This window comes from Vibrio sp. sp1, from assembly GCF_016920955.1.
GTDB classification, from domain to species: Bacteria; Pseudomonadota; Gammaproteobacteria; order Enterobacterales; family Vibrionaceae; genus Vibrio; species Vibrio alginolyticus.
In genome coordinates this window covers 162483-188880 of sequence record NZ_CP060590.1, presented here as the reverse complement: position 1 = coordinate 188880, position 26398 = coordinate 162483, and the positions used below count along the sequence as shown (strand labels likewise).

Below are 26398 nucleotides of genomic sequence, written 5' to 3'. Positions count from 1 at the left end.
AAATTCAAGCCCTGCAATTGCAGGGCTTGATGGTTTAGGCGAATGCCTAGTTGCACTTTATACCTAGACAACAGGCTTAGCTTTTCAATGAACCGCCTGAAGTACGAATCACGTCTTGATACCAGAAAAAGCTTTTCTTACGTTTACGTTCTAGCGTTCCTTGCCCATCATCATGACGATCGACATAGATAAAGCCGTAACGTTTGCTCATCTCAGCAGTTGAATTCGCGACCAAATCGATTGGCCCCCAGCTGGTAAAGCCCATCAACTCAACGCCATCCAGAATCGCTTCGTGTGCTTGCACAAGGTGGTCGTTCAAGTAAGCGATGCGGTAATCATCTTGAATCTCACCGTTTTCATCGATTTCATCACGTGCACCTAAGCCGTTTTCTACGACAAACAGTGGTTTTTGGTAGCGATCGTGAAGGAAGTTCAGCAGAATGCGCAGGCCTTTTGGATCGATCAACCAGCCCCATTGGCTCTTCTCAAGATATGGGTTTGGTACGCTATCGACAATGTTACCCACTTCCTTCTGTTTCGGGTCTGCACTTGCACAGCCACTTGCGTAGTAGCTGAATGAGATGAAATCGACACTTGCCGATGCAATTTCTTCTAAGTCGCCTGCTTCCATCTGAATTTCGATGCCGTTTTCACGGAAGTAACGCTTCATGTAGCCAGGGTACTGACCACGTGTTTGCACATCACCGAAGAACAACCACTTGTTGTTTTCATGCATGGCAGCAAGCACGTCATCAGGGTTACAGGTGTATGGGTAGTTGATTGCGCCAAGCAGCATGTTACCAATCTTGCCGTTTGGTACGATTTTCTGACACAGTTTTACCGCTTTTGCGTTTGCGACTAGCTGGTGGTGAATCGCTTGGTAAATCTCTTGTTCATTGGCGTCTTCTTGCAAACCAACACCAGTAAATGGTGCGTGTAGAGACATGTTGATTTCGTTGAAGGTTAACCACAGCTTCACTTTGTCTTTGTAGCGTCCCAGCACGGTGCGAGCATAACGTTCGAAGAATTCGATGACGCGACGATCGCCCCAACCGCCATAGTTTTCAACCAGTGCGTAAGGCATTTCGTAGTGAGATAAGGTCACGAAAGGTTGGATGTTGTGCTCGGCAAGTTCGTCAAAAATTTTATCGTAGAACGCCAAACCTTCTTCATTAGGTTCTAGCTCGTCACCGTTCGGGAAGATGCGGCTCCAAGCTAAAGATAGGCGCAGACAGTTAAAGCCCATCTCTTTGAACAGCGCGATGTCTTCTGGGTAGCGATTGTAGAAGTCGATCGCCACGTCTTTGATACCCGGTGTACGCTCTGCACGGGTTTGATGCGGACTCAAAATACCGTTTGGCAGCATGTCTGATGTCGATAACCCTTTACCCCCAAGGTTGTACGCCCCTTCTACTTGGTTTGCAGCAATGGCACCACCCCAAAGAAAATGTTCAGGAAACTTAATCATGTTTCTCACTCTTTATATTTAGGAAATGTTTGTGGATTTATTGCTTGAGAATAGTGTAGGAGACACCTCGATACTTGTATCGAGATCGTATTTTTCTCAAACAGCGGGGATGCTTAGTTCTAATGATGATTTTGTAATCAATATCAACCTAGGCTGATTTGAACAATAGAGTGAAAGTCAGCCCATTTTGTTCATTCTTATGCACGGTAATTTGTCCGTTCATATCACGCATATTGTTGGCCGTAATCGCTAAACCCAGCCCCAATCCTTCACCAATTTTCTTTGAGGTTTGGAAGGGTTCGAACATGGATTCAAGCATCTCATTCGACACGCCACAGCCATTGTCACTGACGATCAGTTCGACCTGATTAACAGTTGGATTGACGATCAAGTTGAGCTGCGGGTTGGTGGTGTTGTTCATTGCGTCTAGCGCATTCGAGACAAGATTACCGAGTACCTGAAGCAGTCGTTGTTCTTCACCCATGACGTTAGGTAAGTCATGAGGAACTCGAACACGTACATCCACTTTGTCTAATTGGGTTTGATAAACGCGTAAGGTCTCTTCGAGTGCAGAGGTGAGAGAAATTGCCTGTAAGCTTTCTGGTTTGTTGTAGGCGAACGTCTTTAACTGACTGGTCATGCTTGCCATACGATCAATCAGCTTCTGTACCAAAACATTGTTGGCTTTCATCATCTCGGTTTCGCCACGTTCCGCTAGCAGCTCGTTTGTAGTGAGCAGGGTTCGCAAACCTGTTAGTGGCTGATTGAGCTCATGAGTGATCGCGCTCGACATGCGACCCAAAGCGGCCATTTTGCTCGATTCAATCAACTGGCTTTGTGCTTCTTTTAGCGCTTGAGTTCGCTCTTCTACTCGCTGTGCCAGTTCTTGGTTGACCTGTTGCAGTGACTGTTCGGCTTTTTTCCGCTTGCTGATGTCGATGATCGTTGCAAGGAAATACTGCTCGCCATGCCAAGGGAAACTGGTTAGCGAGAACAGGACAGGGAAGACGCTTCCGTCACTGCGTCTGGCAATGGTTTCGACCGTGCTGATCTCTGCGAGCTCTTTATGTTTAGGTAAGTCTTTCAGTAGCTTAAGTGTGGTGGAATTGGGATTGCCTGCATCGAATAACTCCCAAGCAAAAGCGTGTCGATTGACGCTTTCTGGTAAACAGAACAAACGCTTCGCCATTGGGTTGAGATCGAACAGTTGACCTTGTTCATCAATCAATAGCAAACCAACGTGGGTCTTATTGATCATCTGTTTCAAGCGGCGTTGGGACTCTTCCAACAGGGCTTGAATTCGTTGTTGGTTGATGTGCTTTTGGCGACGTTGTAGACCAATGATGACGAGTAATACAACCAATAAGAGCAACACAGCGACGCTCCAACCAATCACGTTGATGGTTTGTTGAATCGGCTTAGAAGGGGTGAGGTAGCTTACGTACCAATTCAAATCATCCAATTTAACGGTGTGCGCAAAATAGCGTTGCTGGTTGAGCGTCCACACACTGATATTGGTGTTGTCGTATAAGCGTTGCGTTTCTAACTGAACGGTGTTGCTCGGTTCGTTAAACCAGTCAGCGTTATAAAGCGCGCTACTCGATAGGAAAAAGCGTTGTTGACGATTCTGCAACGTGATGATGTCTTGGCTAGTAATGGTCTGTTCGGTCAACAAGCTAAGGTTGATTTGCACCACCACAATGCCAGCGATATCCAGACCATCGTAGATAGGGGCTGCAAGATAATACAATGGGCTCGAACCTTTGGTTTTGTTCACCAAGGAAACACCGCCGCCTTGGTTGTGAATTTGTTCCACAATGGCTTTTCGGTCAGACAGGCTAAAGCGCTCTTCGATTAAACTCGAGACCAATACTTCGCCAGAGTTAGACAGGATTAGCCAACCTTCCGTATTGGCGGCTTTATCTAGCTGAGTCAGTTGGGTTTGCAATGGCTCGTAATAAGTCAGATTCCCTTTCACAAACGCGATGGTTTCTGGGTTATTGGTTACGAGGTAAGGTAAGTGGTAGAAGCGTTTGAGTGCACGGCGAACTTCACCAATATAGTCGAGTAGTTTTTGTTGAGCTTCGGTTTGAGTTTGTACACTCAACCACTGACGGGCAACCTCTCTGCTGGCGCTATAGCAAGACAACATCAGCACTGCCGCAATTGCGACCACAAGCCATGTTTTGCCATTCCTTTTGCGCTGCATACCGACTCCATTCAGCTAGTGCGTTCTCACCAACAGTCATTAAAGAGTGCGCCTAACTGGTTGGATGTTAAAGACTTGTAAGCAAGAAGTGAGATCTAGCTCCTTTTCTCCTCAGTGGTTTTTGCTACCGTTAATAAAGATCGATTTCTTTCCCACCCCACAAAGCAGGCAGTAACTCATGGCTTTTGACGACATCCCTAAAATTGCACTTATCGAAGACGATGACATTGTTCGTCAGGCTACCAGCCAATGGCTGCAACTGGCGGGGTTCGATGTGACCTCATTCAGTTTAGGCGAAGAGGGCAAAGCGGCCATTCTGAGCCAAGAATTTGATGCGATTGTCAGTGACGTTCGCCTGCCAGACACCGATGGTTTGTCGATACTAGAAAGCCTGATTGCCAATCACGTCCCAACGCCAGTTATCTTGATCACCGGACATGGTGACGTCGATATGGCAGTAGGGGCGTTACAAAACGGTGCGTTCGATTTTATTGAGAAACCTTTCCAACCTGAGCGTTTATCCCAACGAGTAACCGAAGCGGTCGAGAGCTATCGCGCACAAACGTCTACTCAAGATCGCCAAGAGTACCTATCTAGCGTTAGCGGCTTAGAAGAGGTGTTGATTGGGCGAAGCCGAGTGATGCAACAGCTTAGAGAACAAGTAGCCAAGTTAGCACGCATTGATACTAACGTGATCATTTACGGCGAAACAGGTTGTGGTAAAGAGCTGGTGGCGACCAGTTTGCATAATGAAAGCCAACGCAGATCCTATCATTTTGTGCCAATCAACTGTGGCGCTATTCCTGAGAACCTGTTTGAAAGTGAGCTGTTTGGGCATGAAGCAGGGGCATTTACCGGAGCGGGTAAAAAGCGCATTGGTAAGTTGGAATACGCGGATAAAGGCACTTTATTCTTTGATGAAATCGAGAGTATGCCGCTGTCCATGCAGGTGAAAGTGTTGCGTTCATTACAGGAACATACGGTAGAGCGCGTTGGGGGCAACCAACAGATCTCAGTTGATTTGAGAGTGATCGCCGCCGCGAAAGAAGATCTCAATGATCATGACGAGTTTCGTCAGGATTTGTACTATCGTCTTAATGTGGCGCAGATCTATTTGCCACCGCTACGTGAGCGAGAAGAAGATGCGTTGATCTTGTTCGAACACTTTGCTCTGAAAAGTAATCCTGAGAGTCGTCTGCTGAGTGAAGCCGATAGAAAGGCCATTCTTGCTTACTCTTGGCCCGGTAACGTACGTGAGCTTAGGAATGTAGCGATGCGTTTTGCATTGGATGAAACCGTCTCCGTGATGGAAATTCTCTCCAGTCGACCATCCTCAACAACCGAAGAGACGCATGCGGGCGTGCCGTTGGCGATTCAGCTACATAACTTTGAACGTAAGGTGCTACATGATTCTTTAGTCAGGCATCATGGACGCATCAATGAGGTGATGCAGGAGTTGGATTTACCACGTCGAACCCTTAACCAAAAGATGCAGAAGTTTGGTTTGAATCGCTCCGACTATACTTAGTGCGATTTCTAGCTAATTCGAAATTACTGGCATAACAAACACGTTATGCGCTTTTGGCTGGAGCTGGGACAAACTTATAATTTAGGTCTTTACCTTCTCCAAACAAGGTAACGAGGTTCCTTCCAGTATGTTTAGAGCTATATAGCGCTTCGTCTGCTTCAGCAAGCGCCTCTTGAAGTGATTGCCCCTCAGATAACTGACTGATACCAAAGCTCATGGTCACTTCAGTTTTAAATGATTGCAAAGCGGTTTCAGTTTCGACCGCAAGGCGAATTTGCTCTGCGACAATTTTGGCTTGTTGTGCTTTTTCGAGCAAAACAATCATGAACTCGTCACCACCAAATCGCACAATGCAGGCTGACTCAGGAAGATGCTTTTTAAAAATAGTGGAGATCGTTGCCATGACGGAGTCGCCAACCGTGTGACCATAGTGATCATTAATCGCTTTGAACTTGTCGACATCAGTCATAATAATGCTGATTGCTTGGCTTTTTTTATGTGCTTTACTAACCAAGTTTGGAACGATTTCTTCCATGGCTCGACGATTATATAGCCCTGTGAGTGCATCTAAATGAGAGAGATCATTTATGGATTGCACCAAGCGTCCGTTAATTAACCACAGCATACTAAAGCTCAAAGCAACGATCAGGCAGATGCTAAATAAGAAAGTCAGCTGATGGATAAGGCCTGCGACCATAAAACTTGGTAACTCACCTGAAAAAGTACTCCAAAGCGCCCTAAATCCCATAAAAAAACTAAATCCAAAGAAAGAGTAAGCCATTGCTTTAACAGGGAGCTTTAAGTCCTTTTGGGTACCTTTAAGCATGGCGACACCACTAAAGAAGGTGACGATACAAATATACATGCTCAGATAAATAATGCGGCTTTTGATAGAAGGGTCATGGAAGGTGAAATAGTAAAATGAACCACTGAAAACAGGTGTTAACAAGGTAAGACAGTGAGCCAATTTTAAAGGATATTGACGAAAAATGCTTACGCTATATAGCGTAAGCAAGAAGCCGACTAATATGAGAGTGTTGGCTATGACGATGGTCAGCCAGTCTGGCGCAGAGCCTCTAAAGCCAAGTAAAAAAGGGCCTAAACCAATAAACAGTAGTGATATCGAGAAGGTTTTTAAGCCTTTGACTCTACCCTGAGTGTATTGATAACAAAGCAGACTAATAGAGTAAATGCAAGAGAACAGAATAACGATAAAGTTCAGTGTTCTGATGTCTAGATACTGATTATCCATAGGCGACCCATATCAATCTTTCATTCAGGCAACTCCTTTGCCTGATATCAATAAGCGAGCTACATAGTAACGCACTTATTGAGCGATGTCTTATGTTAAACGGCTATTCATTCACCAGCTCGAATTGTTCGGTTTGGTTGGTTTTCGTCGTAAACAGCAGACCAACAATCATCATAAATACGCTAGGCACAATCCAGCTAGCAAAGTCATTGTACAGAGGCATGTAATTACCCATCCACTCATCAGTGGAACTTGGCATGTAACCTAGGATGTGCAGCGCATCAACACAACCAAACATTAGAGCAGTGAACGCGGTTGCGACGACCATGATTTGCGACATCTTGTCGCGCACTGGTGCCATGATCATCAATGCAATCGCTACTGGGTGAAGCGCCACAACCGCTGGTAATGTGATAGCCAATAGTTGCTCTAGACCTACGTTGGCGATCAAACCTGCCAATACCATGGTCGTGATCACGCAGCCTTTGTAGTTCACTTTGCTGAAAGTGTTGTCGTAAAACTCACTGCCTGCTGTGGTTACGCCGATAGCAGTAGTCAAACACGCCAATACCATCACGGCACCTAGTAATAGTGAGCCAAATGCGCCGAAGTGGCTGAAGGTGAACGCCGTTAAAATGTCGCCACCATTGCTGAACTCAGAACCCAAGTATGAGCTTGTTGAGCCAATGTAAGCCAATGAGATGTAAACAAACGCCATGGCAACCACGTACATCAAAGCTGCGATTAGCGTGTATTTTGCGGTGGCTTTCAGACAATCCACACCCATGCTGCGAATCGCGCGGAAGATAATCCAACCAAAACCGATAGAACCTAGCGCATCCATGGTCATGTAGCCTTGGGTCAAGCCTTCAGCAAATGCGCCAGATACGTATGGTCCCGTTGCGGCAGTTAGCTCTCCTGCAGGAGAAACCAAAGCAGTCACGGACATGATGATTAAGATCGCCATTAATGCAGGCGTTAAGATCTTGCCTAGGTTGTCGACCAATTTACCCGGATATAGGGCAAATAGAATGGTGATAGCACAGAAGGCAATAGTGAAAGGCACCAAAGCGGCATCACCAAACATTGGTGCAAAGCTAAATTGGTAAGCGACGGTAATCGCACGTGGGATTACGAACGCAGGGCCAATCACAATAAATACCATTACCCAAAAACTGGTCGCCAAAGGTTTAGGTAGGGCAGCGGTTAATTTGTCTGAACCGTTTACGATAGCCACCATCACCAGTGCCATCGCAGGCAGACCTACACCCGTCAAGAGGAAGCCAGACATCCCGCTCAGAAAGTTTTCACTAACCCAAAAATGGAGGGAAGATCAGGTTACCCGCGCCTAAGTACATGGCGAAAGTCATGAAGCCCAAAGCGGCGATATTGCGTGCGCTTAACATTGTTATTCCTCTTATGTTTCGCTTGGAAGAAACTGAAAGGAATGGGAGGAGTATGTGGTGTTCCCGTCAGCTTCTTCTCAAGCTGACAGAAAGTTTAGATATAGCCTGTCAGCTCTGAATCAGTTTCAGAGAGAGCAGGAGGATCGCAGCAGCAACGCCAGATGGGCGTTTTAAAGCGAATTGTAATTGCGCAGTTGCTGACATAGGTGATCCTTAATGACGAAAAAATACCAAGGAATACGTTTGCCTTGGCGTGTTGTTACCCTAACGAACATCGGGCTATTGGCACAACCCCGAAGTAGAAAATAAGTTGATACGGTCAATGTTTGTTTCTGAACTGGTGGATCGAACTGGTTTTTAAATTCAAAATTAGAATAAATGACTTTTCATTTCTTTAACATGGCTTGTTTTGCTGTATTTTTGTGCTATTTGTAGTCGTTTAGGCTATAAACCTCCGCTGATAAAGTGAGCAGCTTAGAATGATGCGCTTTTTCTTCTTATTGTTAAGACGATCATTAGTTGCAGTTCAATCCAAAATTGCATCGGCAAAATATTGCTTATTAGTGAATCGTGCATTTATTTTGTCTTGATCACATTTTTTTAACCTTTTGCGATCTAGGCGTGCAACCTTCTTCTCTTCAATGAGCAAGATCTTGCTCATTACTTTGCTATCAAATCAGCATAATTTTGCTCATTTTTGATGTCTTTCAGCGCTTAGTTCAATAAATACAAAGGGTTAAAAGTTGGCATTTCAATTGCTCTAGGGAATGTGTTGTTAATAAAGGTTTAACATGATGTAAATCCCCAATCGTGAAACGACTACACGGAGAGTAATAATGAAAATGAATAAGCTGGTAAAAGCTTTGGCTGTCGCTGTGACTTCTTTTGGTATTGCTGCTAACGCTGCGGCAGAAGATCGTAGCTACATTCTTGCAACGGCATCGACAGGTGGTACTTACTACCCTGTGGGCGTAGCGTTGGCGACGTTAAGCAAAGTGAAATTGGCACCAAAGCACCACTTCTCCCTTTCTGCAATCAGCTCTGCGGGCTCTGGTGAAAACGTCAAACTGCTGAACGAAAACGAAGCACAGTTCGCGATTCTGCAAGGTCTTTACGGTGCATGGGCTTGGTCTGGTGAAGGTCCTTATGAGAAGAGCGGTCGCCAAGAACAGCTGCGTTCGGTCTCTATGTTGTGGCAAAACGTTGAGCACTTTATTGTTCGCTCTGACCTAGCAAAAACGGGCACAGTGACTGACCTGAACAATCTAGACGGTAAGAAGTTCTCTATCGGTAAGAAGAACTCAGGTACTGAGAACTCTGGTCGCCAAATCATGAAAGGTCTGAAGGTAGATCCTGATAAATTCAATCTTGCTTACATGGGCTACGGCGGCAGTGCGAGCGCACTTCAAAACGGCACCATTGACGGCATGAACACGCCTGCAGGTGTACCTGTTGGTGCGGTCACTCAAGCTTTTGCTGCGTTGGGTAAAGACATTTCGATCCTTTCGTTTACTGACGAGCAAATCAAAGAGGCAAACGGCAACTACAACCTATGGACGAAGTACGAGATCCCTGCGAACACGTATCCAGGTCTAGATAAGCCGATCACCACCATTGCACAGCCTAACTTCTTGGCAGTTCGTGAAGATATCTCGGAAGAGGACGTTTACCAGCTAACCAAAGCGATCTACGAGAACCTGCCTTTCCTACAAGGTATTCATAAAGCAACCAAAGCAATGGCAATTGAGAAAGCAATTGCAGGCTTGCCAGTGCCTCTTCACCCAGGTGCGGTGCGTTACTACAAAGAAATGGGCATCGAAATCCCATCAGACCTAATGGCGAAATAACGCTAACTTGGCCCCGAGTTTCGGCTCGGGGCATTTTATCCCTACCGATTTCTAAGATGGAAAAAGCCGCCAGAGCTTGGAGTATGAGATGAGCGACTCAATAGAAAAGGAATTGCAGAAGTTTGAGCTGCCCACGCGCACTGATTTTCCGTGGGTAACCACCACAATCACAGTGTTTGGCGTGGTGTTGTCTGCTTTGCACATTTGGTTTAATACCTTATCGACGTTACCAGAGTTATGGATTTCCGCGACCCACTTTGCTGGCTTTGCGGTGATTTGTGCGCTTTGGTATCCGGCTCATATCTCTCTCAAGCAGAGTAAGATTGCACTCGGTATCGATGTGTTGATTGCCATGGGCGCGGTCGCGTGTTTGCTCTACATTCCCTATGCCGAAGATGCGCTATATGAACGCGGTGTGAAGTTTGTGACCAGCGATTGGGTCTTCGCCATCATGGCAATCCTGATTGTTATTGAGCTGATTCGACGCACCATGGGTTGGTTTATTCCAGTGCTGATTGTGGTGTGTTTAAGCTACGTTGTGCTTTGGGGTAAGTGGGCGACAGGTATTTTCCACTTCCCGGGTTTGAGCATGGAAACCTTGCTCTACCGCAGCTTCTATTCTTCTGAGGGCATGTTTGGCTCTATTTCGCGCATCAGTTGGACTTTCGTATTCATGTTCATTCTGTTTGGTGCGTTTCTTGTTCGCTCTGGTGTTGGTGATTACATCATCAATGTGGCACGTGCTGCGGCTGGAAAAATCATCGGTGGTCCGGGTTTTATCGCAGTGATTGGCTCCGGTTTGATGGGCTCAGTATCGGGCTCTAGTGTGGCAAATACGGTTTCAACCGGTGTTATCAGTATTCCTTTAATGCAAAAAGCAGGTTTCCCTTCGCGCTTTGCGGCGGGTGTTGAAGCTGCAGCGTCAACAGGTGGTCAGTTGATGCCACCAGTGATGGGGGCGGGTGCTTTCATCATGGCGTCTTACACGCAAATTCCTTATGTTGATATCATTGCGGTTTCTTTCATTCCTGCTCTTATCTATTTCTTGTCTGTGGCGTTCTTTGTGCGTATCGAAGCCAAACGCAGCGGCGTGCAAAAAATCACGACCAGTGATGAGTCTCTACTGAAAGTGTTGATCAGCGGTTGGCACAACCTTATCCCGCTGGCGGTATTGGTTACTTTGTTGGTTCAAGGTTTTACACCGACTTACGCTGCGGGCTTGTCGATCATCTCAGTGGTGGTGGCGTCTTGGTTCTCGAAAGATCACAAGATGGGACCAAAAGCGATCATCGAAGCACTTTCACAAGGCGCGAAAAACATGGCGACAACTGCCGTGTTGCTGGTGGGTATTGGTCTGGTGATCAATGTGATCAGCACAACGGGTATCGGCAACACGTTCTCACTGATGATCGACGGTTGGGCGAATGGCGACTTGTTCATCATGATCGTTTTGATTGCGCTCGCTTCTCTTGTTTTAGGTATGGGTTTACCTGTGACAGCGGCGTATATTGTATTGGGTACACTGTCTGCCCCTGCGCTTTACAAGTTAATTGCCGAAAACCAATTGCTTGAATTGATGGTGTCAGGTCAATTGCCTGAACAAGCAAAAGCCATCTTCATGTTGGCGGCGCCAGAAAAGCTGGAACTGCTTAATGCACCAATGGCGTTGGAAACTGCGAAAGAAATGGTGGCGCTAGTACCTGCGGACTTTATGGAAACCCTACTAGAGCAAAGTTTGGGTATGGAAGCGGTAGGCTTGGCATTGCTGGCTGCTCACCTCATCATCTTCTGGTTATCGCAAGACAGTAACGTAACGCCTCCAGTGTGTTTGACCGCATTTGCAGCGGCAACCATCGCGAAAACACCTCCAATGCGTACCGGCCTGATGGCGTGGAAAATCGCTAAAGGTTTGTATCTTGTACCGCTACTTATTGCCTATACAGGCTTGGTCAGTTGGGATGTGACGTCGGTAATTACCGTAGGCTTCTTTGCCATCATCGGTACCTATGCATTGATTGGTGCGATTGAAGGCTACTTGGAAGGTCCTCTAAACATTCTGACGCGTCTCTTGTTGGTAGTGGTGGGTACATTGCTGGTTTGGCACGACATCCCAATGTTGGTTCGTGTGGCAAGCTGCGCGGTATTTGTCGCGGTGTTCATTTACAGTGGTCGCAAGTTCAAATTGCAACAATCTCAACTATCGGTTTTATAAGAGGTCGTATGAAATCAGTCTATGACTACATTATTGTCGGTGGCGGTATCGTCGGCGTATCGACAGCATGGCAACTGCAACAACGTCACCCAGACAAATCCATTTTATTGGTTGAGAAAGAGTCCGGTTTTGCCAAGCACCAAACCGGACACAATAGCGGTGTGATTCATGCTGGGGTGTACTATGCTCCGGGCAGCTTAAAAGCCGACTTTTGTAAGCGTGGGGTAGAGCGAACCATTTCGTTCTGTGCTGAGCACGATATTCCGGTGGAGAACTGTGGCAAGTTGTTGGTTGCGACTAATGAGCAAGAAGTCGAACGCATGAATGCCCTCTATGAGCGCTGCCATGTCAACGGCATCGACGTAAAGCTACTCGATGAAGTTCAACTCAAACTGGCTGAACCAAACATCACAGGCTTGGGCGCGATTTATGTCAAAACCACCAGTATTGTCGATTATCGTTTGGTCACTGAGCAGATGGCGGAAGAATTCAAAAAACTCGGCGGTCAAATCAGCTTGAGAACCAAAGTGGTGGCTGCCGAAGAGAAGGACGAGGAAGTCCAACTGACCTGCATTTCAGACGGTCAAACGATGCAGCTTAATACTAAGTTCTTGGTTACTTGCAGCGGCTTGATGGCGGATCGCATGACTAAGATGATGGGTATTCCAACTGACTTTCAGATCATCCCTTATCGTGGTGAATACTACCGCTTAGATAGCAAACACGACCAAGTGGTGAATCATCTTATTTATCCAATTCCCGACCCTGACTTGCCATTCTTGGGCGTCCATCTGACTCGCATGATTGATGGCAGTGTGACCGTAGGTCCAAATGCGGTGCAAGGCTGGAAGCGAGAAGGGTACGACAAGGTTAACTTCAGCTTGCAAGATACCATGCAAATGCTCAGTTTCTCCGGTTTCTGGAAGGTGACACAAAAGCATCTAAAAACCGGATTGGATGAGTTTAAGAACTCGTGGTGGAAGCCGGGCTATCTCAAGCTGGTCAATAAATACTGCCCAAGCATCAAGGTCGATGATCTCAAACCATATCCAGCGGGTATTCGTGCGCAAGCGGTGTTATCCGACGGAACCTTGGTTCATGACTTCTTGTTTGCCGAAAGCGCAAGAAGCCTGCACGTTTGTAACGCACCCTCTCCCGCAGCGACATCTGCAATGCCGATTGGGGAGTACATTTGCGATAAGGTGAATGAGAAGATAGAGGCGAAAACCGAGACGGTTTAACAGTAGAAAGCCAAACCAAAAGTACACCAGAGATGACTCTATTTGTTGAGTAATTAGTGTCGGGTGTGCCGGAAGTTTGGCTTTTACTTTGGTGATTGGATAATTTCCTTCTTATGATATTTGGATTTATTAGGAGAGGGATGGATGAAACTAGGTTTAGCCAACTACAACGTAGGTGTTGTTAAGCATGATCCTGCATGTCGACAGGATTTTGCACGCAGCCGATCTGAACTGGCGTTAGTGACGGAGATGATGTCAACTCAAATCGAGCATATTGGCAGTACTGCCATTTTGGATATGCCTGCCAAACCTATTATCGATATGGTACTAGGTATTGCGCACTTTCCTCATGTTTCTCTAAAACTTTCTTTGATGGAACAAGCTGAAATTATCATCGAAAAATATACGGATGCTAAGGCAAACTTCGTACGTAAAGTCATAGATGAGTTGAAGACAAAATGAAGAAACGGCTTGGATTCATTTTACTTTGTAGTGCATTTCATTCTTTTGCGTATCAACTGCATGAGCGCGACGAGAGCTATGTATTAATTGGTCATGAGCTCAGTGCTGGCTATATCGTTTATGTACCAGGCTCTATGGAAGCAGAAATTACCAATGTGTTTAAATTTGATTGTGAAGGCAGTCGTGTTGAAGCTGTGAAAATTGGTAGCGAGATTAATAACGCTGCGACATATGGCGAGCATCTCCAATACTATTTCTTTCTCGTGAGAGATCATCAGTTTCACGTTCCTCTAAGAATTATTGAATCTTTTAAAACGGTTGATAAAAAGTCAAAAGAGGTTCTATCAGAACATTTACCTTTCACAAAAAATGATGACCTTGGGTTAGCTTGTGATTTAGTTAGGCCTCAGGTTGAAAGCTATTACTTTTCCCAAGCTTTTGAAGCGATACCTAAACATACCAACAATAAAGGCGACTGAATCAGTCGACTTTATTGTGTCGGCTGTAGAGTCGTAGTGTCTATTGCTATTTAGGGCAGAGTTCGCCTTTCTTTGCGTGTCTTTCGATCATGTAATCGCCTCGGGCACTGTGCAATACAATTGCATTCCAGACTTGACCATCTTGCAACTCGAACTCAAACGCATAATGGGTGCCGCCGACCATTTTCGTTCTCACCTCATGAATTGCTTTCAATTTATCATCGGCATTCATTTGATAAAGCACCATGTTGAGTGAGCGTCTGGCGTCAGGAGTTGCTTCAGCAAGTTGCCAATGACCCTGCTCGTTTGTTGCGGAGCAAATAGACCGCATTTTACTTTTCATGGCGGATGACATCTGCTTGTCTACGGCCAATGCATTTGGTGAAAACAGTGGAACCGTCAAAGGAATCAAAGTTACCAGAAACCGCTTTAAGGTCATAAAAACACTCCGTTGTTTTACTCTTGCTTGAGTATAGACCTCAATGGCTTCAGATGTGGTGCAGTCGACTCTGGGCCTACAATATCGCAGTTCGTATCAACGAACTGATGATAAACAAGGCGACCACGCTTGCCAGCCAAATGCCAATGAACCACAAAATGGGCTTTAGTTTCATCAGTGATATCCTTCTCCACGTTTCATCTTGCCGCGGAACACCCAGTACGAATAAGCCGTGTAGGCTATGATCAGAGGAAGTAATACCACCGCACCGGCAAGTAAAAATGCCAAACTCTTATCTGGCGCAGCGACGTCTTGATAAGTGAGTGCGAATGGGACCAAGTAAGGGAATGTACTGACACCGAAACCCATCGCGGACACAAGAAACAGGCCGATCGCAAGAACGTAGGCTCGGACGGCTTTGTGGTCGAGTAAGGCTTTGAATAGCTGCCAAATAAGTGCCGCTGCAATAATTGGTAAAATGAAAAACAGTAGCGAGTTTGGTAATGAGAACCAACGTTCAAATACGATATTTTGGCTCAATGGCAGCCACAAACTGGCGATGAATATACAGGCTACCATCGCTAGTCCCCATCGTCGCGCGGCCACGTAATAGCGCCCCATCAGCTCTTTTGGAAGCTTGATTAATAACCAGCATGAACCGAGCAGAATATAAGCACAAACAAGCGCCAGGCCACAAAATACGCTAAATGGTGAAAGCCAATCAAACCATCCACCTGCGTATGCTCGTTCACTAACCTCTATACCTTGGAGCAGGGTTCCGAGCATAATGCCTTGCATCAATGCCGCGGTGAGTGAACCAATGAAAAAAGCGCTATCCCATAAAAACTTTCCGCGTTGTGTTCGGAAGCGATACTCAAAAGAAACCCCACGCAGAATTAACCCGAGCAGCATTAAAATCAGGGGAGCATAGAGTGCTGGCATAATGACCGCGTAGGCGAGGGGGAACACGGCAAAAAGCCCACCTCCGCCAAGAACTAGCCAAGTTTCATTCCCATCCCAAACAGGAGCGATGCTGTTCATCATCATGTCGCGCTCTTCATCGTCATTAGCGCTGAGGAATAGGATACCAATACCGAGATCAAAGCCATCTAACGCGACATAAATCAGAACGGCGAGCCCAATCAAAGCGTACCAAATTAATGCGTAATCCATGAGTAAGCTCCTAGGTTAGATGGTTAGAATGTGTGATGGCATCGGTTTTCGTGCCATCAGGAAGTCGGCTATCTAGACCTTCTTCATATCGAGTTGGAGACTTGCGCATCAAACGTAGGAGATAGAAGAAGCCAGCTCCAAAAACCACAAAGTAAACCACGATGAACGCCGTCAGGGAGACGCTCACCGCGGCGGCATCAATAGGCGATGCCGAATTGGCTGTGGTTAAAAGACCGTATACGGTGTAAGGCTGTCGACCGACTTCGGTAGTTATCCAGCCTGCTAAAACTGCAATGAACCCCGCTGGGGCAAACAGCACACAAATACGTTGAAGTGCCCTCGAATCAAAAAGTTTGCGACGTTTTCTTAGCCAAAGGCTCCACAAACCAATAACAAGCATGCCAAAACCAAGTGCGACCATGACTCGGAAAGACCAGAAAACGATAGATACAGGAGGGTGTTCCTCCTCTGGAAAAGCATCTAATCCCTTCACTTCACCGTTGAGGTCATGAGTTAAAATCAAACTACCGAGTTTGGGGATTTCCAGTGCGTATTCCATACGTTTTTCTTCATCGTTAGGGATACCGAAGAGGAGCAATGGCGCGCCTTGGTGAGACTCATAGTGCCCTTCCATCGCGGCGACTTTGGCGGGTTGATGTTCAAGGGTGTTTAATCCATGCATGTCTCCAGCAACGATTTGAATTGGTGTCACGATAGCAGCCATCCACATTGCCATCGAGAACATAATTCTGGCTAGAGGGTTATGGTTTGCTTTTAGCAAGTGATAAGCGGCAACGCCGGCTACAACAAAAGCAGTAGTAAGGTAAGCGGCGAGCAACATATGAACGAGCCGGTAAGGGAAGGAAGGGTTGAAGACAATCGCCCACCAGTCTTCTGGGATAAACTGTCCGGCTTCGTTGATACTATAGCCCGCTGGTGTTTGCATCCAACTATTAACCGAAAGTATCCAAAACGCAGACAAAAACGTCCCGAATGCAACAATACAAGTCGCGGCGAAGTGAAGCTTCTTACCCACCTTATCCATACCGAAAAGCATCACGCCTAGAAACCCCGCTTCGAGGAAAAACGCAGTAAAAACTTCATAACCCATTAGTGGGCCTAGGATTGGGCCTGTTTTGTCGGCAAACACGCTCCAGTTAGTACCGAATTGATAGCTCAACACGATGCCACTCACCACACCCATACCAAAACTGATGGCAAAGATTTTGAGCCAGTACTTATAGATTTGCATGTACTGTTTGTTGCCCGTTTTTAAGTACAAGCCCTCTAATACAGCGAGATAACTTGCCAAACCAATCGTAAAAGCTGGAAAAATAATGTGGAAAGAGACAGTAAAGGCAAATTGGAATCTAGCTAGGTCAATGGCGAGTGTGTCCATGAGCGGTCCCTTTTTCGTTGGATAAACTGTTCGCCGGATTTAAAGAGGAGACAGAAGAGTGGCGAACAAGGTGAAATACGAAGAAGGAAGACGAAGAGATTAAAAAACGATCGCTTTTTACACATGTGCGTACCATCTTTTAGATAAAGGAGGAGTGTTATGAGCCTTAAAGATTACTTTGAGAAAGCGACACCTAAGTTTGGTCCAGGTGGGAAGTATCACAAGTTCTACCCACTTTTCGAAGCTGTCGAAACCATTTTTTACACGCCTGGTAAGGTAAACCAGGGCATGACTCACGTTCGAGATAGCATCGATTTAAAACGTATTATGATCATGGTGTGGTTGGCGGTCTTCCCTGCCATGTTCTGGGGTATGTACAACATAGGCCAGCAAGCGAGTGATGCCTTGTTGTATGGAATGGATCAAGCCTCAGCTCAGCAAGCGCTTGTTTCTTCATGGCAACTGAGTTGGGTATGGGGCTCGTTAGATGCGGTTTCACAAGCGGGGTGGGGAAGTAAAATGTGGCTTGGTGCTACTTACTTTCTCCCGGTTTATGCGACGGTGTTTATCGTTGGTGGTTTCTGGGAAGTTCTGTTTGCTATTGTGCGAAAGCATGAGGTAAATGAAGGCTTTTTTGTCAGCTCTATACTCTTTGCGCTGATCCTTCCTCCGACAATTCCACTATGGCAAGCGGCTTTAGGTATCACTTTCGGTATTGTTGTGGCGAAGGAGATTTTCGGTGGTACTGGACGAAACTTCCTAAACCCAGCTCTGGCAGGGCGCGCGTTCTTATACTTTGCCTATCCTGCCAACATGTCCGGTGGTGCTGTGTGGGTCGCGGCTGATGGTTACTCTGGCGCTACTCCACTTAGTCAATGGTATGAAGGCGGGCAAAGTGCTTTGATAAATAATATGACAGGACAAACAATTTCATGGGGAGATGCTTTTGTTGGTAATTTACCAGGCTCAATGGGTGAAGTCTCCACGTTGTTGATCGCACTAACAGGCTTGGTTCTCATCTTTATGAAGATTGCGTCGTGGAGAATTGTTGCGGGCGTGTTGGTCGGTTTAATCGGAGCTTCATTACTATTGAATGCGATCGGTTCAGACTCTAACCCCATGTTTTCCATGCCGTTCTACTGGCACTTCGTGATTGGTGGGGTTGCGTTTGGTACCTTCTTTATGGCGACAGACCCTGTCTCGGCAGCTTTTACCAATAACGGGAAATGGGCATACGGAGTATTAATCGGCGTGATGACGATTTTTATCCGAGTGCTGAACCCGGCTTATCCAGAAGGCATCATGTTAGCGATTCTATTTGCTAACTTATTCGCGCCACTTTTCGATTACCTAGTCAAAGAAAGTAATATCAAACGCAGAATGAAAAGGGCGAGACCTTCTTAAAATGAGGGTAACCTCACTGAAAGTTGATTGAAAACTGCACTATATTGAAAAGGTCAGAGACATGGGGTTTCTGACTTTTTATTTTTATCAGGAGGACGAAGACGATGAGAATAAAGGATATTCTCGATAGCCGTTTGGTGCTGTCGTTCTGGTATAACCTAGACTACTGCTTGTCTCTTCTTAGTAAAATCTCTTCTCGTTGATTTCCTCAATGCAATCGCATTGAAAAGCATTCTATCTATTTGTTTTTTAGTCTTACGTGAAACTGCGTAGGGCAATGCGTATAAGGAAATTAACAATGAAACGTATTCCAGAACCTTTCCGTATCAAAATGGTTGAGCCAATCAAAATGACGACTTTGGCAGACCGTGAAGTCGCGTTAAAAGAAGCGGGCTATAATCCATTTCTTCTTCGTAGTGATGATGTTTATATCGATTTGCTGACTGACTCTGGCACTGGTGCCATGAGTGATAATCAGTGGGCTGGCATCATGATGGGGGATGAATCCTATGCGGGGAGTCGAAATTACTACAACCTGTGTGATGCAGTGGAGCACTTCTTCGGTTATAAGCTCACCGTGCCTGCACACCAAGGGCGTGGTGCCGAGCAAATTTTGTTCCCCGCTTTGATTGAGCGTATGCGTCAGGTGCGTGGTGGCGAAACGCCAGTATTTATCTCGAACTACCATTTTGATACCACAGCGGGTCACATTGAACTCAATGGCGGTAAAGCGATTAACGTGGTAACGGAAGAAGCATTCGACACCACTACGCCTTATGATTGGAAGGGCAATTTTGATATCGATAAGCTGGTGGCAACAATTGAAGCGCACGGTTCGCATAACATCTGTGCAATTATCACCACGATTACTTGTAATAGCTCCGGTGGTCAGCCTGTGTCGATGGAAAACATGCGCAGTGTGTACGAGATTGCAACCAAGTACGATATTCCAGTGGTGATTGACTCGGCTCGTTACTGTGAGAACGCCTACTTTATCAAGCAGCGTGAAGCGGGTTACGAGAATAAATCGATTCTGGAAATCATCCGTGAGATGTACCAGTACGGTGATATGCTCACCATGTCAGCTAAGAAAGACCCGATGGTAAACATTGGTGGCATGTGTTGTATTCGTGATCATAAGGAGTTGTTCCAGGCGGTGCAGACACGCTGCGTACCCATGGAAGGATTTGTAACATACGGTGGCATGGCTGGGCGTGATATGGAAGCGCTCGCTCGCGGTTTGTATGAAGCCGCGGACGAGGATTTTCTTCATTATAGAATTAGCCAAGTTCAATACTTAGGTGAGCGCTTACGTGAAGGCGGGATTCCGATTCAATACCCAACGGGTGGTCATGCGGTGTTTGTGGATGCCGCTAAGATTTTGCCACATATTCCAGCGGATCAGTTTCCTGCGCAAGTATTGTGTAATGCTTTGTACTTGGAAGCGGGTATTCGAGCAGTAGAGATAGGATCGTTGCTGCTTGGTCGAGATCCGGAAACGGGTAAACAAAAAGCGTCAGAGCTTGAGTTGATGCGTTTGACCATTCCACGTCGTGTCTACACAAACGATCATATGGATTACATTGCGGATGCGATTATCGAACTGAAAAATCGTGCACATGAGTTAAAAGGGCTCACTTTCGAGTACGAGCCACCAGTGCTGCGCCACTTTACTGCTCGATTTAAAGAGATCGATTAACTCAAGTTTAAATCTAGATAATCAAAAGGCCGCGAGTTTCGCGGCCTTTTTCGATTCGTTTATTTCTTAGCGTTACAGTTACGCTAACTCTAATGTGATGCGAACGAACTGGTCGTCTTGATACTGCACTTCATAATTGAAGGTACCACTGGCGTAAATGCTGCCAAGGAAAAGTGAACGTTGACTCATTGGTCCGCGGAACAGCATCGAAATAGGAGCGATTAGGGCGTTATTATCATCGAAGTGCTGATTTAAGTTCTCAGAAAGCACACACAGCAAACAGCCGTGTTGGTCGTGAGATAAGTCGACGTCTTCCGGTCGCGATAATAACACGGTAGTCCCCAGTTTCTTCTCAATCTCGTTGATCAGCAGCAAGTAGCTATCTAGATCGGGTTGAGGGTTGCTGGGTTTGTCTGCACCGACGCAGCGCTCGAGTAATGCTTCCAGATTTCCGTTCTCACCTTTTGCCTGCTGAGTCAAAGATTTTAACGGCTTTTTAATCAGCTTATAGCGATTACTCTTCAGTTTTGGTTTCAGCCATTTCTGAAGTAAGTCATTACGTTCTTTAAGGGAGAGGCCATGCGAGGACGCGTGAATTTTAAAGTGCAGGTGTAATAAAGCGTGAACCGCAAGCTCACTCAGAAGTTGATTAGCATCTGTAGACTGTCTTGCCTGCTTAGAACTTTGCATTACACTCGAACAAAATTAGGGAAGAAGGATAATGGTGCCGAGAGAGGGACTCGAACCCTCACACCAAAGGCACTAGCACCTCATGCTAGCGTGTCTACCAATTTCACCATCTCGGCATCATGATGCTCTGAATACTCAGAGGCCTCGAAAGAAGCAACGCGAATTATAACCAAAATCCACCTGTTGGCGAGAGCAAAATGACGAATTTTGGCTCTTTCGAGTTTGATTGCATATTTATTGGTCACTTTTATGTTTTTTACCATCAACGTCTATCCTTATTCCCTTACTTTTATTAATAGTATGACGACAAAAGAGTACTTTTGTCTAAATTTTGAACGCTTGAACGTTTGCGTAAATAAATGTGATGAATATCTCTTTTTGTTGGCTATACTTGCGTCCCGTTTAAGCGGGAATTAGGGTTTAGTTGTTCAGGACCCTTACCCATACAAGCCGTCACATGGAGCAGGCCAAGCAACATGCTCGCCAGCAGTGAATGACCCCACGGACCGGACCAGCTACGTTCAATTGCTTGTATAAGGTAAAAATAAGATGTCGAACTATTCGTTCTGTCTACATTCTGGATCTAAAAGTGAGTTATCGCTCGCTGCGTTGTCCCTTTCTTCTGCCAATTCCTTTGGCTCTTTTTTCTTTTTCAACGTTTAGTAGGTCCAGCTCATGAGTGTTCTATTTAGTCTATTTGGTATTGTTGCACTGCTAGGTTGTGCTTTCCTACTTTCTGAGGGTCGTTCTTCCATTAAATGGAAAACTGTATCTCGCGCCTTGATGCTACAAATGGGGTTTGCTGCGTTAGTGCTCTATTTCCCGTTGGGTCAAGCGGCGCTGGCGAGTTTAAGTAATGGTGTCGCGGGGCTACTCAGCTTTGCTGATGAAGGGATTAAATTCCTCTTTGGTGACCTCGCTTCTTCTGGCTTTATCTTCGCTATTCGTGTCCTTCCTATCATCATCTTCTTCAGTGCTCTTATCTCCGCCCTTTACTATTTGGGCATTATGCAAAAAGTGATTCAATTTATTGGCGGCGCTATCCAGAAGTTCTTGGGTACGAGTAAAGCAGAGTCTTTGGTTGCAACAGGGAACATCTTCTTATCTCAAGGCGAGTCACCACTTCTTATTCGTCCATTTCTTTCTAACATGACTCGCTCTGAACTGTTTGCTGTGATGGCTGGTGGTATGGCTTCAGTGGCGGGCAGTGTGCTTGGTGGTTATGCTGGTTTAGGGGTCGACCTCAAATACTTGATCGCGGCAAGCTTTATGGCAGCACCAGGTAGTTTGATGATGGCAAAAATCATCGTTCCTGAGCGTCAAACGCCAAGCGATTACAACAATATTGAGCTAGATAAATCAGAAGAAAGCAACGTAATTGATGCGCTAGCAAGCGGTGCCATGGGCGGTATGAAAGTTGCCGTTGCTGTTGGTACCATGCTTATCGCTTTCGTGAGTGTTATCGCGATGGTGAACACGGGGCTAGAAAACTTGGGTGAGATACTTGGTTTCTCTGGCGTAACGCTACAAGCGATTTTTGGTTATTTGTTTGCACCTCTAGCGTGGTTGATTGGTGTGCCAAGCCACGAAATTCTAGCTGCGGGTTCATACATTGGTCAGAAAGTGGTGATGAATGAGTTTGTTGCGTTTATCGATTTTGTGCAGCACAAAGCGACACTGTCTGAGCATACTCAAATTATTATCACTTTTGCGTTGTGTGGTTTTGCGAACATTGGCTCAATTGCGATTCAGTTGGGCTCTATCGGCGTGATGGCACCTGAGCGCCGCAAAGATGTTGCAAGTCTAGGCCTAAAAGCGGTTGCTGCTGGTACACTCGCTAACCTGATGAGTGCTTGCTTAGCGGGAATTTTTATCTCTCTCTAATTTAGATTGAAGATCCACACTCAAAACCCGCCTAAATGGCGGGTTTTGTTATTTCTAAGGCTTGGGCATTAAGCCGTAAGGTATCGATTTAAAAGCCTCTGGGTGCTCTTGATAAGTTGGCGCTTTATGTACCCCTTTCCAATCGAGCAGCATGATGGCTAGCACGTTACGGTGTTCGCCGTACTTGAGATCAAAGTTACCGTCGACCGACGGAATCATCCCTTTTTCTGCGTTGATTGCATGACGAATGGCTTGGCGGGTCTTCTTTACGACCGGATCATGGTCCAAGCCTGCTAACAAAAACGAAATGCCGACTTCCGCAATCACGTCTTCTTTGGCGCGCAGTAGGATAGTGTCGATATTGTTGCGAAAGTAATCATAAATCCATTGGTGTTTCTTCTCGCTTACTCGCTCCTGATAATACTGTGAATCGGCAAAGATGATGTGCGTCATACCATAGAGTTTGTTCCAATACTGCTGAGCTGAAAGCATCTTATCTTTATCGTCGGGGTAGGTGTCACGGAAGGTTTGAGTGAATTCCTCGACCACATCTTGCTCTCCTAGCTGACGAAGCCAGTAGACTTGGTTTGCAAGCTGAGCTGCCCATGCCTCTATCATCTCTTTGTCCGTAACGTAACGCGAGAAATCGTAGCGCCTAATAATTTTTCTCAGCGTTTTGTCTTGTTTATGCTTTAGGCCATATTCGTTTGCTCTTGCCATTGCGCCAAGCAAATCCACACCAAGATAAAGGTACTCAGGATGGTGTTTAGTCACGGTATAGCGTCGCTGCCCTCGTTCGGTTTCTTTCTCTTGATACGTGGTCAGCCTTTGAGATGAATAGAGAATGATGTCTTCTGGTTCAACAACTTCATTAGCAAATTGGTTTAACCGGCTGGCTACTTGTGCCATGTCGGTCCAAATGGCAGCGTGATATTTCTCATCTAATGTTTGGCGGTACATGCGTAAGCCAAAATGGCCCTCTTTAAACGCCGGGAAAGTGAACAGTTCCTGTTCGTAGGTACTACGAATCAACTGCGCTGATTGAGTATTATCGAGAAGCGGTACCTCTTCCTGTGATGCCTGAGCTGCAAAGGTAAGTGAGCAAGAGAGTAAGACCGCTAAGCTAAGAGGTTTAATACGCATAAATCCATTCCCTATGAAGTCCTGAACCTAAACCTACCATCAATATTAATTGAGAATGTAAAAGCTGAGTCAATAGTTAAAAATTTGCCTAAAAGTCAGGTTGATACGTTCATCTTTGGTTTTCGCGGTTTTTGGTACGCAGTGCTTCCAGTGATGCTGAAGCTCGCCAGCCATAATCAGTAAGGAGCCGTGAGAAAGCTCGTATTCAATCTCAGTTTTACAATGTAAATTTCTAAGCAAAAATCGACGTGTTTCACCTAAGTTCAAAGATGCGATAACAGGGTTTCTACCTAACTCTGGTTCATTATCTTGGTGCCAGCCCATTGAGTCTTGGCCGTGTCGATATAAGTTAGCGAGAACAGAATTAAAAGTGACATCAGCAACTGATTCACAACGCACTTTGAGCTGAGTTAACTCAGGAGTCCAAGGGTGAGGCTGCATGGTTAAGCCTGAGTAAGTATATGCTGCATCACCGTGCCACGCTTGTAAGCGAGGTTGAAGTACTGACTTGCCGAACATAGTAATGTGTTCTTGGTGCCATGGCAGTGTCTTTCGAAGTTGGTCAAAGTAATTATCCGCCTCAAGATGGCTAAGAAAATGAGGATCATAATAAAGTTTTCCTCTTTCTACTTCTTGCCATAGATCGCCGCCAAATAAATCGCCTTGTTGATGCATCATCTCACACCTAAAACATAAAAGTTGTCAATCACTGTTACCTTTCTGATTATGATTGGTTATTCTTGTGATAATAAGAATTTTAACAATAAATAAAAAATCTCGTAGTTGTATACGAGTTGTGGGGAGAAAATGCGTTATTTACCCAGAAAGCGATGCTATTTTGCATTGTTCTTCCTCACCTTTTTCGCTTTGTGTATTGGGGTTATTGAGCTGTTAAATCGAAACCAGCAAGAGCTTCACAAAGAGCGAGTTCAAGTTGAGGCCAAAGAACAACTTTCCATTCTCCGTTCCAATTTGGAAGCGGTACTTATGGCGGATATCTACAAAGCCAGTACTTTAGCGACACTCATTACTTTACTTCCTAAAAACCAAGAAGAAGAATTGAGTATCGCCGCTCACCGAATCCTAAATAAAAGTAAACATATTACAATCATCGGTATCGCGAAAAATGATGTAATTAGTCACGTATTTCCACGCCAAGGTAATGAGCGCCTAATCGGCCTTGATTACCGCGCAGTGCCACAGCAGTGGGTACAGGTGCAAAAAGCCAAGGATGTACAAGAAATTTTCATCGCAGGGCCCGTTACATTGATCCAAGGTGGCCGAGGTTTGATCGTGCGTGTGCCTGTTTTTCTTGATCCTCCAATGAATCAGGACTACTGGGGAGTGATCAGTGCGGTGATTGATTTCGATGCTCTGATGAGAGAAACCGGCGTAATTGATTTCTCGTATCGTTACCCTTTAATGATCCGTGGTTACGATAGCGGTGGCTCATTTGGTGATGCTTTCTTTGGCGCGCAAAGTATAAATAGCATGGTATATGCAAAAGAGATGGTTCATTTTCCTTATGGTGGGTGGAGTATGGTGGTTTTCTCTGGAGGCAAAGCTGATCGCCAAATCTCTTGGCATCAGTTGCATTTAGCTAGAGTAATCGGTTATCCCATTATATTCGCACTTAGCCTCGCGCTGTTCGCCATTTATCGACTGTATACCATTGCAGATGACAGAGCTTTACACGATGAACTCACGAATTTACCAAACCGTCGCTATTTTATGAAGTTTTACAAGCAGCAGTTCGAAATAGCGAAACGTTATAAAAAGCGTTATAGCTTCGCCTTAATTAATATTGACCTAGATAGGTTTAAACACATTAACGACACCTATGGTCACGACGCAGGTGACAAAGTTTTAATCGCTACGGCTGAAAGGGTAAAAAGCTCTCTGCGTAAATCAGACATCGTGGCCAGAATGGGCGGTGATGAGTTCTTAGTTGTAGTTCATCACCCAGGAACGGAAGAAAATGTTCAGTCTCTTCTACAAAAACTTCGATTAGCGCTATGCTCTACGCCCGTCATTTACGATGAAACGCTTATCTATTTGAAAGCCAGTATTGGGTACGCGATATTTGACCCGCAAATGTCATCTCCTGAGCAAATGATGAAAATAGCCGATGAGAGAATGTATCAACAAAAGCATGGCGGATGAGCCTGAACCCAGTTTCAATAAGGGGTTAGAGGAATGGTAAAGTTGGGAGCCCGAAATCTCATCATCATTGAGGTGCAAGAATATGTGACTTCATATGTTCACAGACACTTTGCTGAGAGAGTCGTTATTAGCAGTGCATTCAGTGGCATATTTGCATAATGTTGCATTTTGCAAATGCAGTTTGCGAAATTAATGGTTAATAAAGCAACGATATGCATCTGGATCTACTAAAAAACGGCTTTTTTAAAGTTGGCACGCATCGTGCTTTACTTAGAGTGACCCTTATTAAGCCGAGGGTCA

Annotated in this window: 20 protein-coding genes, 1 tRNA gene and 1 pseudogene; 10 read left to right on the top strand and 12 right to left on the bottom strand. The window is 45.6% G+C overall.

Annotated features, from left to right (window positions below):
* Window positions 1-76: 76 nt before the first annotated feature.
* Both ascB and H9L11_RS16335 read right to left on the bottom strand, forming a co-directional pair.
* Window positions 77-1468 carry a 6-phospho-beta-glucosidase gene (gene ascB, locus H9L11_RS16340; RefSeq protein ID WP_033906241.1) on the bottom strand — a complete coding sequence of 464 codons (1392 nt, stop codon included), beginning with the start codon at window positions 1466-1468 and terminating at the stop codon, window positions 77-79.
* A gap of 148 nt (window positions 1469-1616) precedes the next feature.
* On the bottom strand, window positions 1617-3677 hold the full coding sequence (locus H9L11_RS16335) for an ATP-binding protein (RefSeq protein WP_064369501.1): 2061 nt from the start codon (window positions 3675-3677) through the stop codon (window positions 1617-1619).
* Window positions 3678-3855: 178 nt separating this feature from the next.
* Between H9L11_RS16335 and H9L11_RS16330 the strand changes: the two genes are divergently transcribed.
* The gene (locus H9L11_RS16330; protein ID WP_053349389.1) at window positions 3856-5205 is read left to right on the top strand and encodes a sigma-54 dependent transcriptional regulator; all 1350 of its coding nucleotides are present in this window, start codon (window positions 3856-3858) and stop codon (window positions 5203-5205) included.
* Between the two features lie 43 nt (window positions 5206-5248).
* Here the strand turns inward: H9L11_RS16330 and H9L11_RS16325 are convergent, their stop codons facing one another.
* Together H9L11_RS16325 and brnQ are read right to left on the bottom strand one after the other, a co-directional pair.
* A complete protein-coding gene (locus H9L11_RS16325) occupies window positions 5249-6457 on the bottom strand; it encodes a GGDEF domain-containing protein (RefSeq protein ID WP_005374203.1) in 1209 nt (402 codons plus the stop codon).
* Window positions 6458-6560: 103 nt separating this feature from the next.
* Window positions 6561-7863: pseudogene (gene brnQ, locus H9L11_RS16320) on the bottom strand (branched-chain amino acid transport system II carrier protein).
* Between the two features lie 836 nt (window positions 7864-8699).
* On the opposite strand from brnQ, the gene H9L11_RS16315 reads away from it, so the two are divergent.
* From H9L11_RS16315 to H9L11_RS16295, 5 genes are all read left to right on the top strand, one after another.
* Window positions 8700-9710, top strand: coding sequence for a TAXI family TRAP transporter solute-binding subunit (locus H9L11_RS16315; protein ID WP_017635521.1), 1011 nt, complete (start codon window positions 8700-8702; stop codon window positions 9708-9710).
* Between the two features lie 88 nt (window positions 9711-9798).
* Window positions 9799-11922 carry a TRAP transporter permease gene (locus H9L11_RS16310; RefSeq protein WP_009705104.1) on the top strand — a complete coding sequence of 708 codons (2124 nt, stop codon included), beginning with the start codon at window positions 9799-9801 and terminating at the stop codon, window positions 11920-11922.
* A gap of 8 nt (window positions 11923-11930) precedes the next feature.
* Window positions 11931-13163 carry an L-2-hydroxyglutarate oxidase gene (gene lhgO / locus H9L11_RS16305; RefSeq protein WP_005374181.1) on the top strand — a complete coding sequence of 411 codons (1233 nt, stop codon included), beginning with the start codon at window positions 11931-11933 and terminating at the stop codon, window positions 13161-13163.
* A gap of 144 nt (window positions 13164-13307) precedes the next feature.
* Window positions 13308-13625 carry a GrpB family protein gene (locus H9L11_RS16300; RefSeq protein ID WP_205391277.1) on the top strand — a complete coding sequence of 106 codons (318 nt, stop codon included), beginning with the start codon at window positions 13308-13310 and terminating at the stop codon, window positions 13623-13625.
* Window positions 13622-14104, top strand: a complete 483-nt coding sequence (locus tag H9L11_RS16295; protein ID WP_033906248.1) for a hypothetical protein — start codon at window positions 13622-13624, stop codon at window positions 14102-14104. Before H9L11_RS16300 ends, H9L11_RS16295 begins: the two co-directional genes overlap by 4 nt.
* A gap of 46 nt (window positions 14105-14150) precedes the next feature.
* Here the strand turns inward: H9L11_RS16295 and H9L11_RS16290 are convergent, their stop codons facing one another.
* The 3 genes from H9L11_RS16290 to H9L11_RS16280 all read right to left on the bottom strand — a co-directional run bounded on the left by H9L11_RS16290 (window position 14151) and on the right by H9L11_RS16280 (window position 17115).
* Window positions 14151-14543 carry a hypothetical protein gene (locus H9L11_RS16290; RefSeq protein WP_033906249.1) on the bottom strand — a complete coding sequence of 131 codons (393 nt, stop codon included), beginning with the start codon at window positions 14541-14543 and terminating at the stop codon, window positions 14151-14153.
* 174 nt (window positions 14544-14717) lie between these two features.
* Entirely contained in the window at window positions 14718-15716 is a 999-nt protein-coding gene (gene cydB / locus H9L11_RS16285) for a cytochrome d ubiquinol oxidase subunit II (protein WP_033906250.1), read from the bottom strand.
* Between the two features lie 10 nt (window positions 15717-15726).
* Window positions 15727-17115: a cytochrome ubiquinol oxidase subunit I gene (locus H9L11_RS16280; protein WP_033906251.1), complete on the bottom strand. Its 1389-nt coding sequence runs from the start codon at window positions 17113-17115 to the stop codon at window positions 15727-15729.
* Between the two features lie 159 nt (window positions 17116-17274).
* Between H9L11_RS16280 and H9L11_RS16275 the strand changes: the two genes are divergently transcribed.
* On the top strand, window positions 17275-18519 hold the full coding sequence (locus H9L11_RS16275; protein WP_033906252.1) for an NADH:ubiquinone reductase (Na(+)-transporting) subunit B: 1245 nt from the start codon (window positions 17275-17277) through the stop codon (window positions 18517-18519).
* Between the two features lie 298 nt (window positions 18520-18817).
* Window positions 18818-20218: a tryptophanase gene (locus H9L11_RS16270; RefSeq protein WP_005384172.1), complete on the top strand. Its 1401-nt coding sequence runs from the start codon at window positions 18818-18820 to the stop codon at window positions 20216-20218.
* 78 nt (window positions 20219-20296) lie between these two features.
* On the opposite strand, the gene H9L11_RS16265 is transcribed toward H9L11_RS16270, so the two are convergent.
* The 3 genes from H9L11_RS16265 to H9L11_RS16255 form a co-directional block, all read right to left on the bottom strand.
* Window positions 20297-20908, bottom strand: a complete 612-nt coding sequence (locus H9L11_RS16265; protein ID WP_005374167.1) for a DUF2913 family protein — start codon at window positions 20906-20908, stop codon at window positions 20297-20299.
* 32 nt (window positions 20909-20940) lie between these two features.
* Window positions 20941-21024 (bottom strand) — tRNA-Leu (locus H9L11_RS16260).
* Window positions 20989-21171 carry a hypothetical protein gene (locus H9L11_RS16255; RefSeq protein ID WP_021035910.1) on the bottom strand — a complete coding sequence of 61 codons (183 nt, stop codon included), beginning with the start codon at window positions 21169-21171 and terminating at the stop codon, window positions 20989-20991. Before H9L11_RS16255 ends, H9L11_RS16260 begins: the two co-directional genes overlap by 36 nt.
* Window positions 21172-21583: 412 nt before the next feature.
* Between H9L11_RS16255 and H9L11_RS16250 the strand changes: the two genes are divergently transcribed.
* Entirely contained in the window at window positions 21584-22792 is a 1209-nt protein-coding gene (locus H9L11_RS16250; protein ID WP_104980352.1) for a NupC/NupG family nucleoside CNT transporter, read from the top strand.
* A gap of 54 nt (window positions 22793-22846) precedes the next feature.
* Here H9L11_RS16250 and H9L11_RS16245 read toward each other — a convergent pair whose 3' ends face one another.
* Both H9L11_RS16245 and H9L11_RS16240 read right to left on the bottom strand, forming a co-directional pair.
* Window positions 22847-23935, bottom strand: a complete 1089-nt coding sequence (locus H9L11_RS16245) for a DUF3541 domain-containing protein (RefSeq protein WP_005384167.1) — start codon at window positions 23933-23935, stop codon at window positions 22847-22849.
* A gap of 69 nt (window positions 23936-24004) precedes the next feature.
* Complete coding sequence (locus tag H9L11_RS16240) at window positions 24005-24610, bottom strand: alpha-ketoglutarate-dependent dioxygenase AlkB (protein ID WP_005374161.1); 606 nt, start codon at window positions 24608-24610, stop codon at window positions 24005-24007.
* Between the two features lie 132 nt (window positions 24611-24742).
* On the opposite strand from H9L11_RS16240, the gene H9L11_RS16235 reads away from it, so the two are divergent.
* A complete protein-coding gene (locus H9L11_RS16235; protein ID WP_053304658.1) occupies window positions 24743-26098 on the top strand; it encodes a diguanylate cyclase in 1356 nt (451 codons plus the stop codon).
* The last annotated feature ends 300 nt before the right edge of the window (window positions 26099-26398 follow it).

Bases quoted from the DNA above. Each gene is read 5' to 3' on its own strand.
- ascB (WP_033906241.1), bottom strand. From the start codon at position 1,468: ATGATTAAGTTTCCTGAACATTTTCTTTGGGGTGGTGCCATTGCTGCA.
- H9L11_RS16335 (WP_064369501.1), bottom strand. From the start codon at position 3,677: ATGCAGCGCAAAAGGAATGGCAAAACATGGCTTGTGGTCGCAATTGCG.
- H9L11_RS16330 (WP_053349389.1), top strand. From the start codon at position 3,856: ATGGCTTTTGACGACATCCCTAAAATTGCACTTATCGAAGACGATGAC.
- H9L11_RS16325 (WP_005374203.1), bottom strand. From the start codon at position 6,457: ATGGATAATCAGTATCTAGACATCAGAACACTGAACTTTATCGTTATT.
- H9L11_RS16315 (WP_017635521.1), top strand. From the start codon at position 8,700: ATGAAAATGAATAAGCTGGTAAAAGCTTTGGCTGTCGCTGTGACTTCT.
- H9L11_RS16310 (WP_009705104.1), top strand. From the start codon at position 9,799: ATGAGCGACTCAATAGAAAAGGAATTGCAGAAGTTTGAGCTGCCCACG.
- lhgO (WP_005374181.1), top strand. From the start codon at position 11,931: ATGAAATCAGTCTATGACTACATTATTGTCGGTGGCGGTATCGTCGGC.
- H9L11_RS16300 (WP_205391277.1), top strand. From the start codon at position 13,308: ATGAAACTAGGTTTAGCCAACTACAACGTAGGTGTTGTTAAGCATGAT.
- H9L11_RS16295 (WP_033906248.1), top strand. From the start codon at position 13,622: ATGAAGAAACGGCTTGGATTCATTTTACTTTGTAGTGCATTTCATTCT.
- H9L11_RS16290 (WP_033906249.1), bottom strand. From the start codon at position 14,543: ATGACCTTAAAGCGGTTTCTGGTAACTTTGATTCCTTTGACGGTTCCA.
- cydB (WP_033906250.1), bottom strand. From the start codon at position 15,716: ATGGATTACGCATTAATTTGGTACGCTTTGATTGGGCTCGCCGTTCTG.
- H9L11_RS16280 (WP_033906251.1), bottom strand. From the start codon at position 17,115: ATGGACACACTCGCCATTGACCTAGCTAGATTCCAATTTGCCTTTACT.
- H9L11_RS16275 (WP_033906252.1), top strand. From the start codon at position 17,275: ATGAGCCTTAAAGATTACTTTGAGAAAGCGACACCTAAGTTTGGTCCA.
- H9L11_RS16270 (WP_005384172.1), top strand. From the start codon at position 18,818: ATGAAACGTATTCCAGAACCTTTCCGTATCAAAATGGTTGAGCCAATC.
- H9L11_RS16265 (WP_005374167.1), bottom strand. From the start codon at position 20,908: ATGCAAAGTTCTAAGCAGGCAAGACAGTCTACAGATGCTAATCAACTT.
- H9L11_RS16255 (WP_021035910.1), bottom strand. From the start codon at position 21,171: ATGGTAAAAAACATAAAAGTGACCAATAAATATGCAATCAAACTCGAA.
- H9L11_RS16250 (WP_104980352.1), top strand. From the start codon at position 21,584: ATGAGTGTTCTATTTAGTCTATTTGGTATTGTTGCACTGCTAGGTTGT.
- H9L11_RS16245 (WP_005384167.1), bottom strand. From the start codon at position 23,935: ATGCGTATTAAACCTCTTAGCTTAGCGGTCTTACTCTCTTGCTCACTT.
- H9L11_RS16240 (WP_005374161.1), bottom strand. From the start codon at position 24,610: ATGCATCAACAAGGCGATTTATTTGGCGGCGATCTATGGCAAGAAGTA.
- H9L11_RS16235 (WP_053304658.1), top strand. From the start codon at position 24,743: ATGCGTTATTTACCCAGAAAGCGATGCTATTTTGCATTGTTCTTCCTC.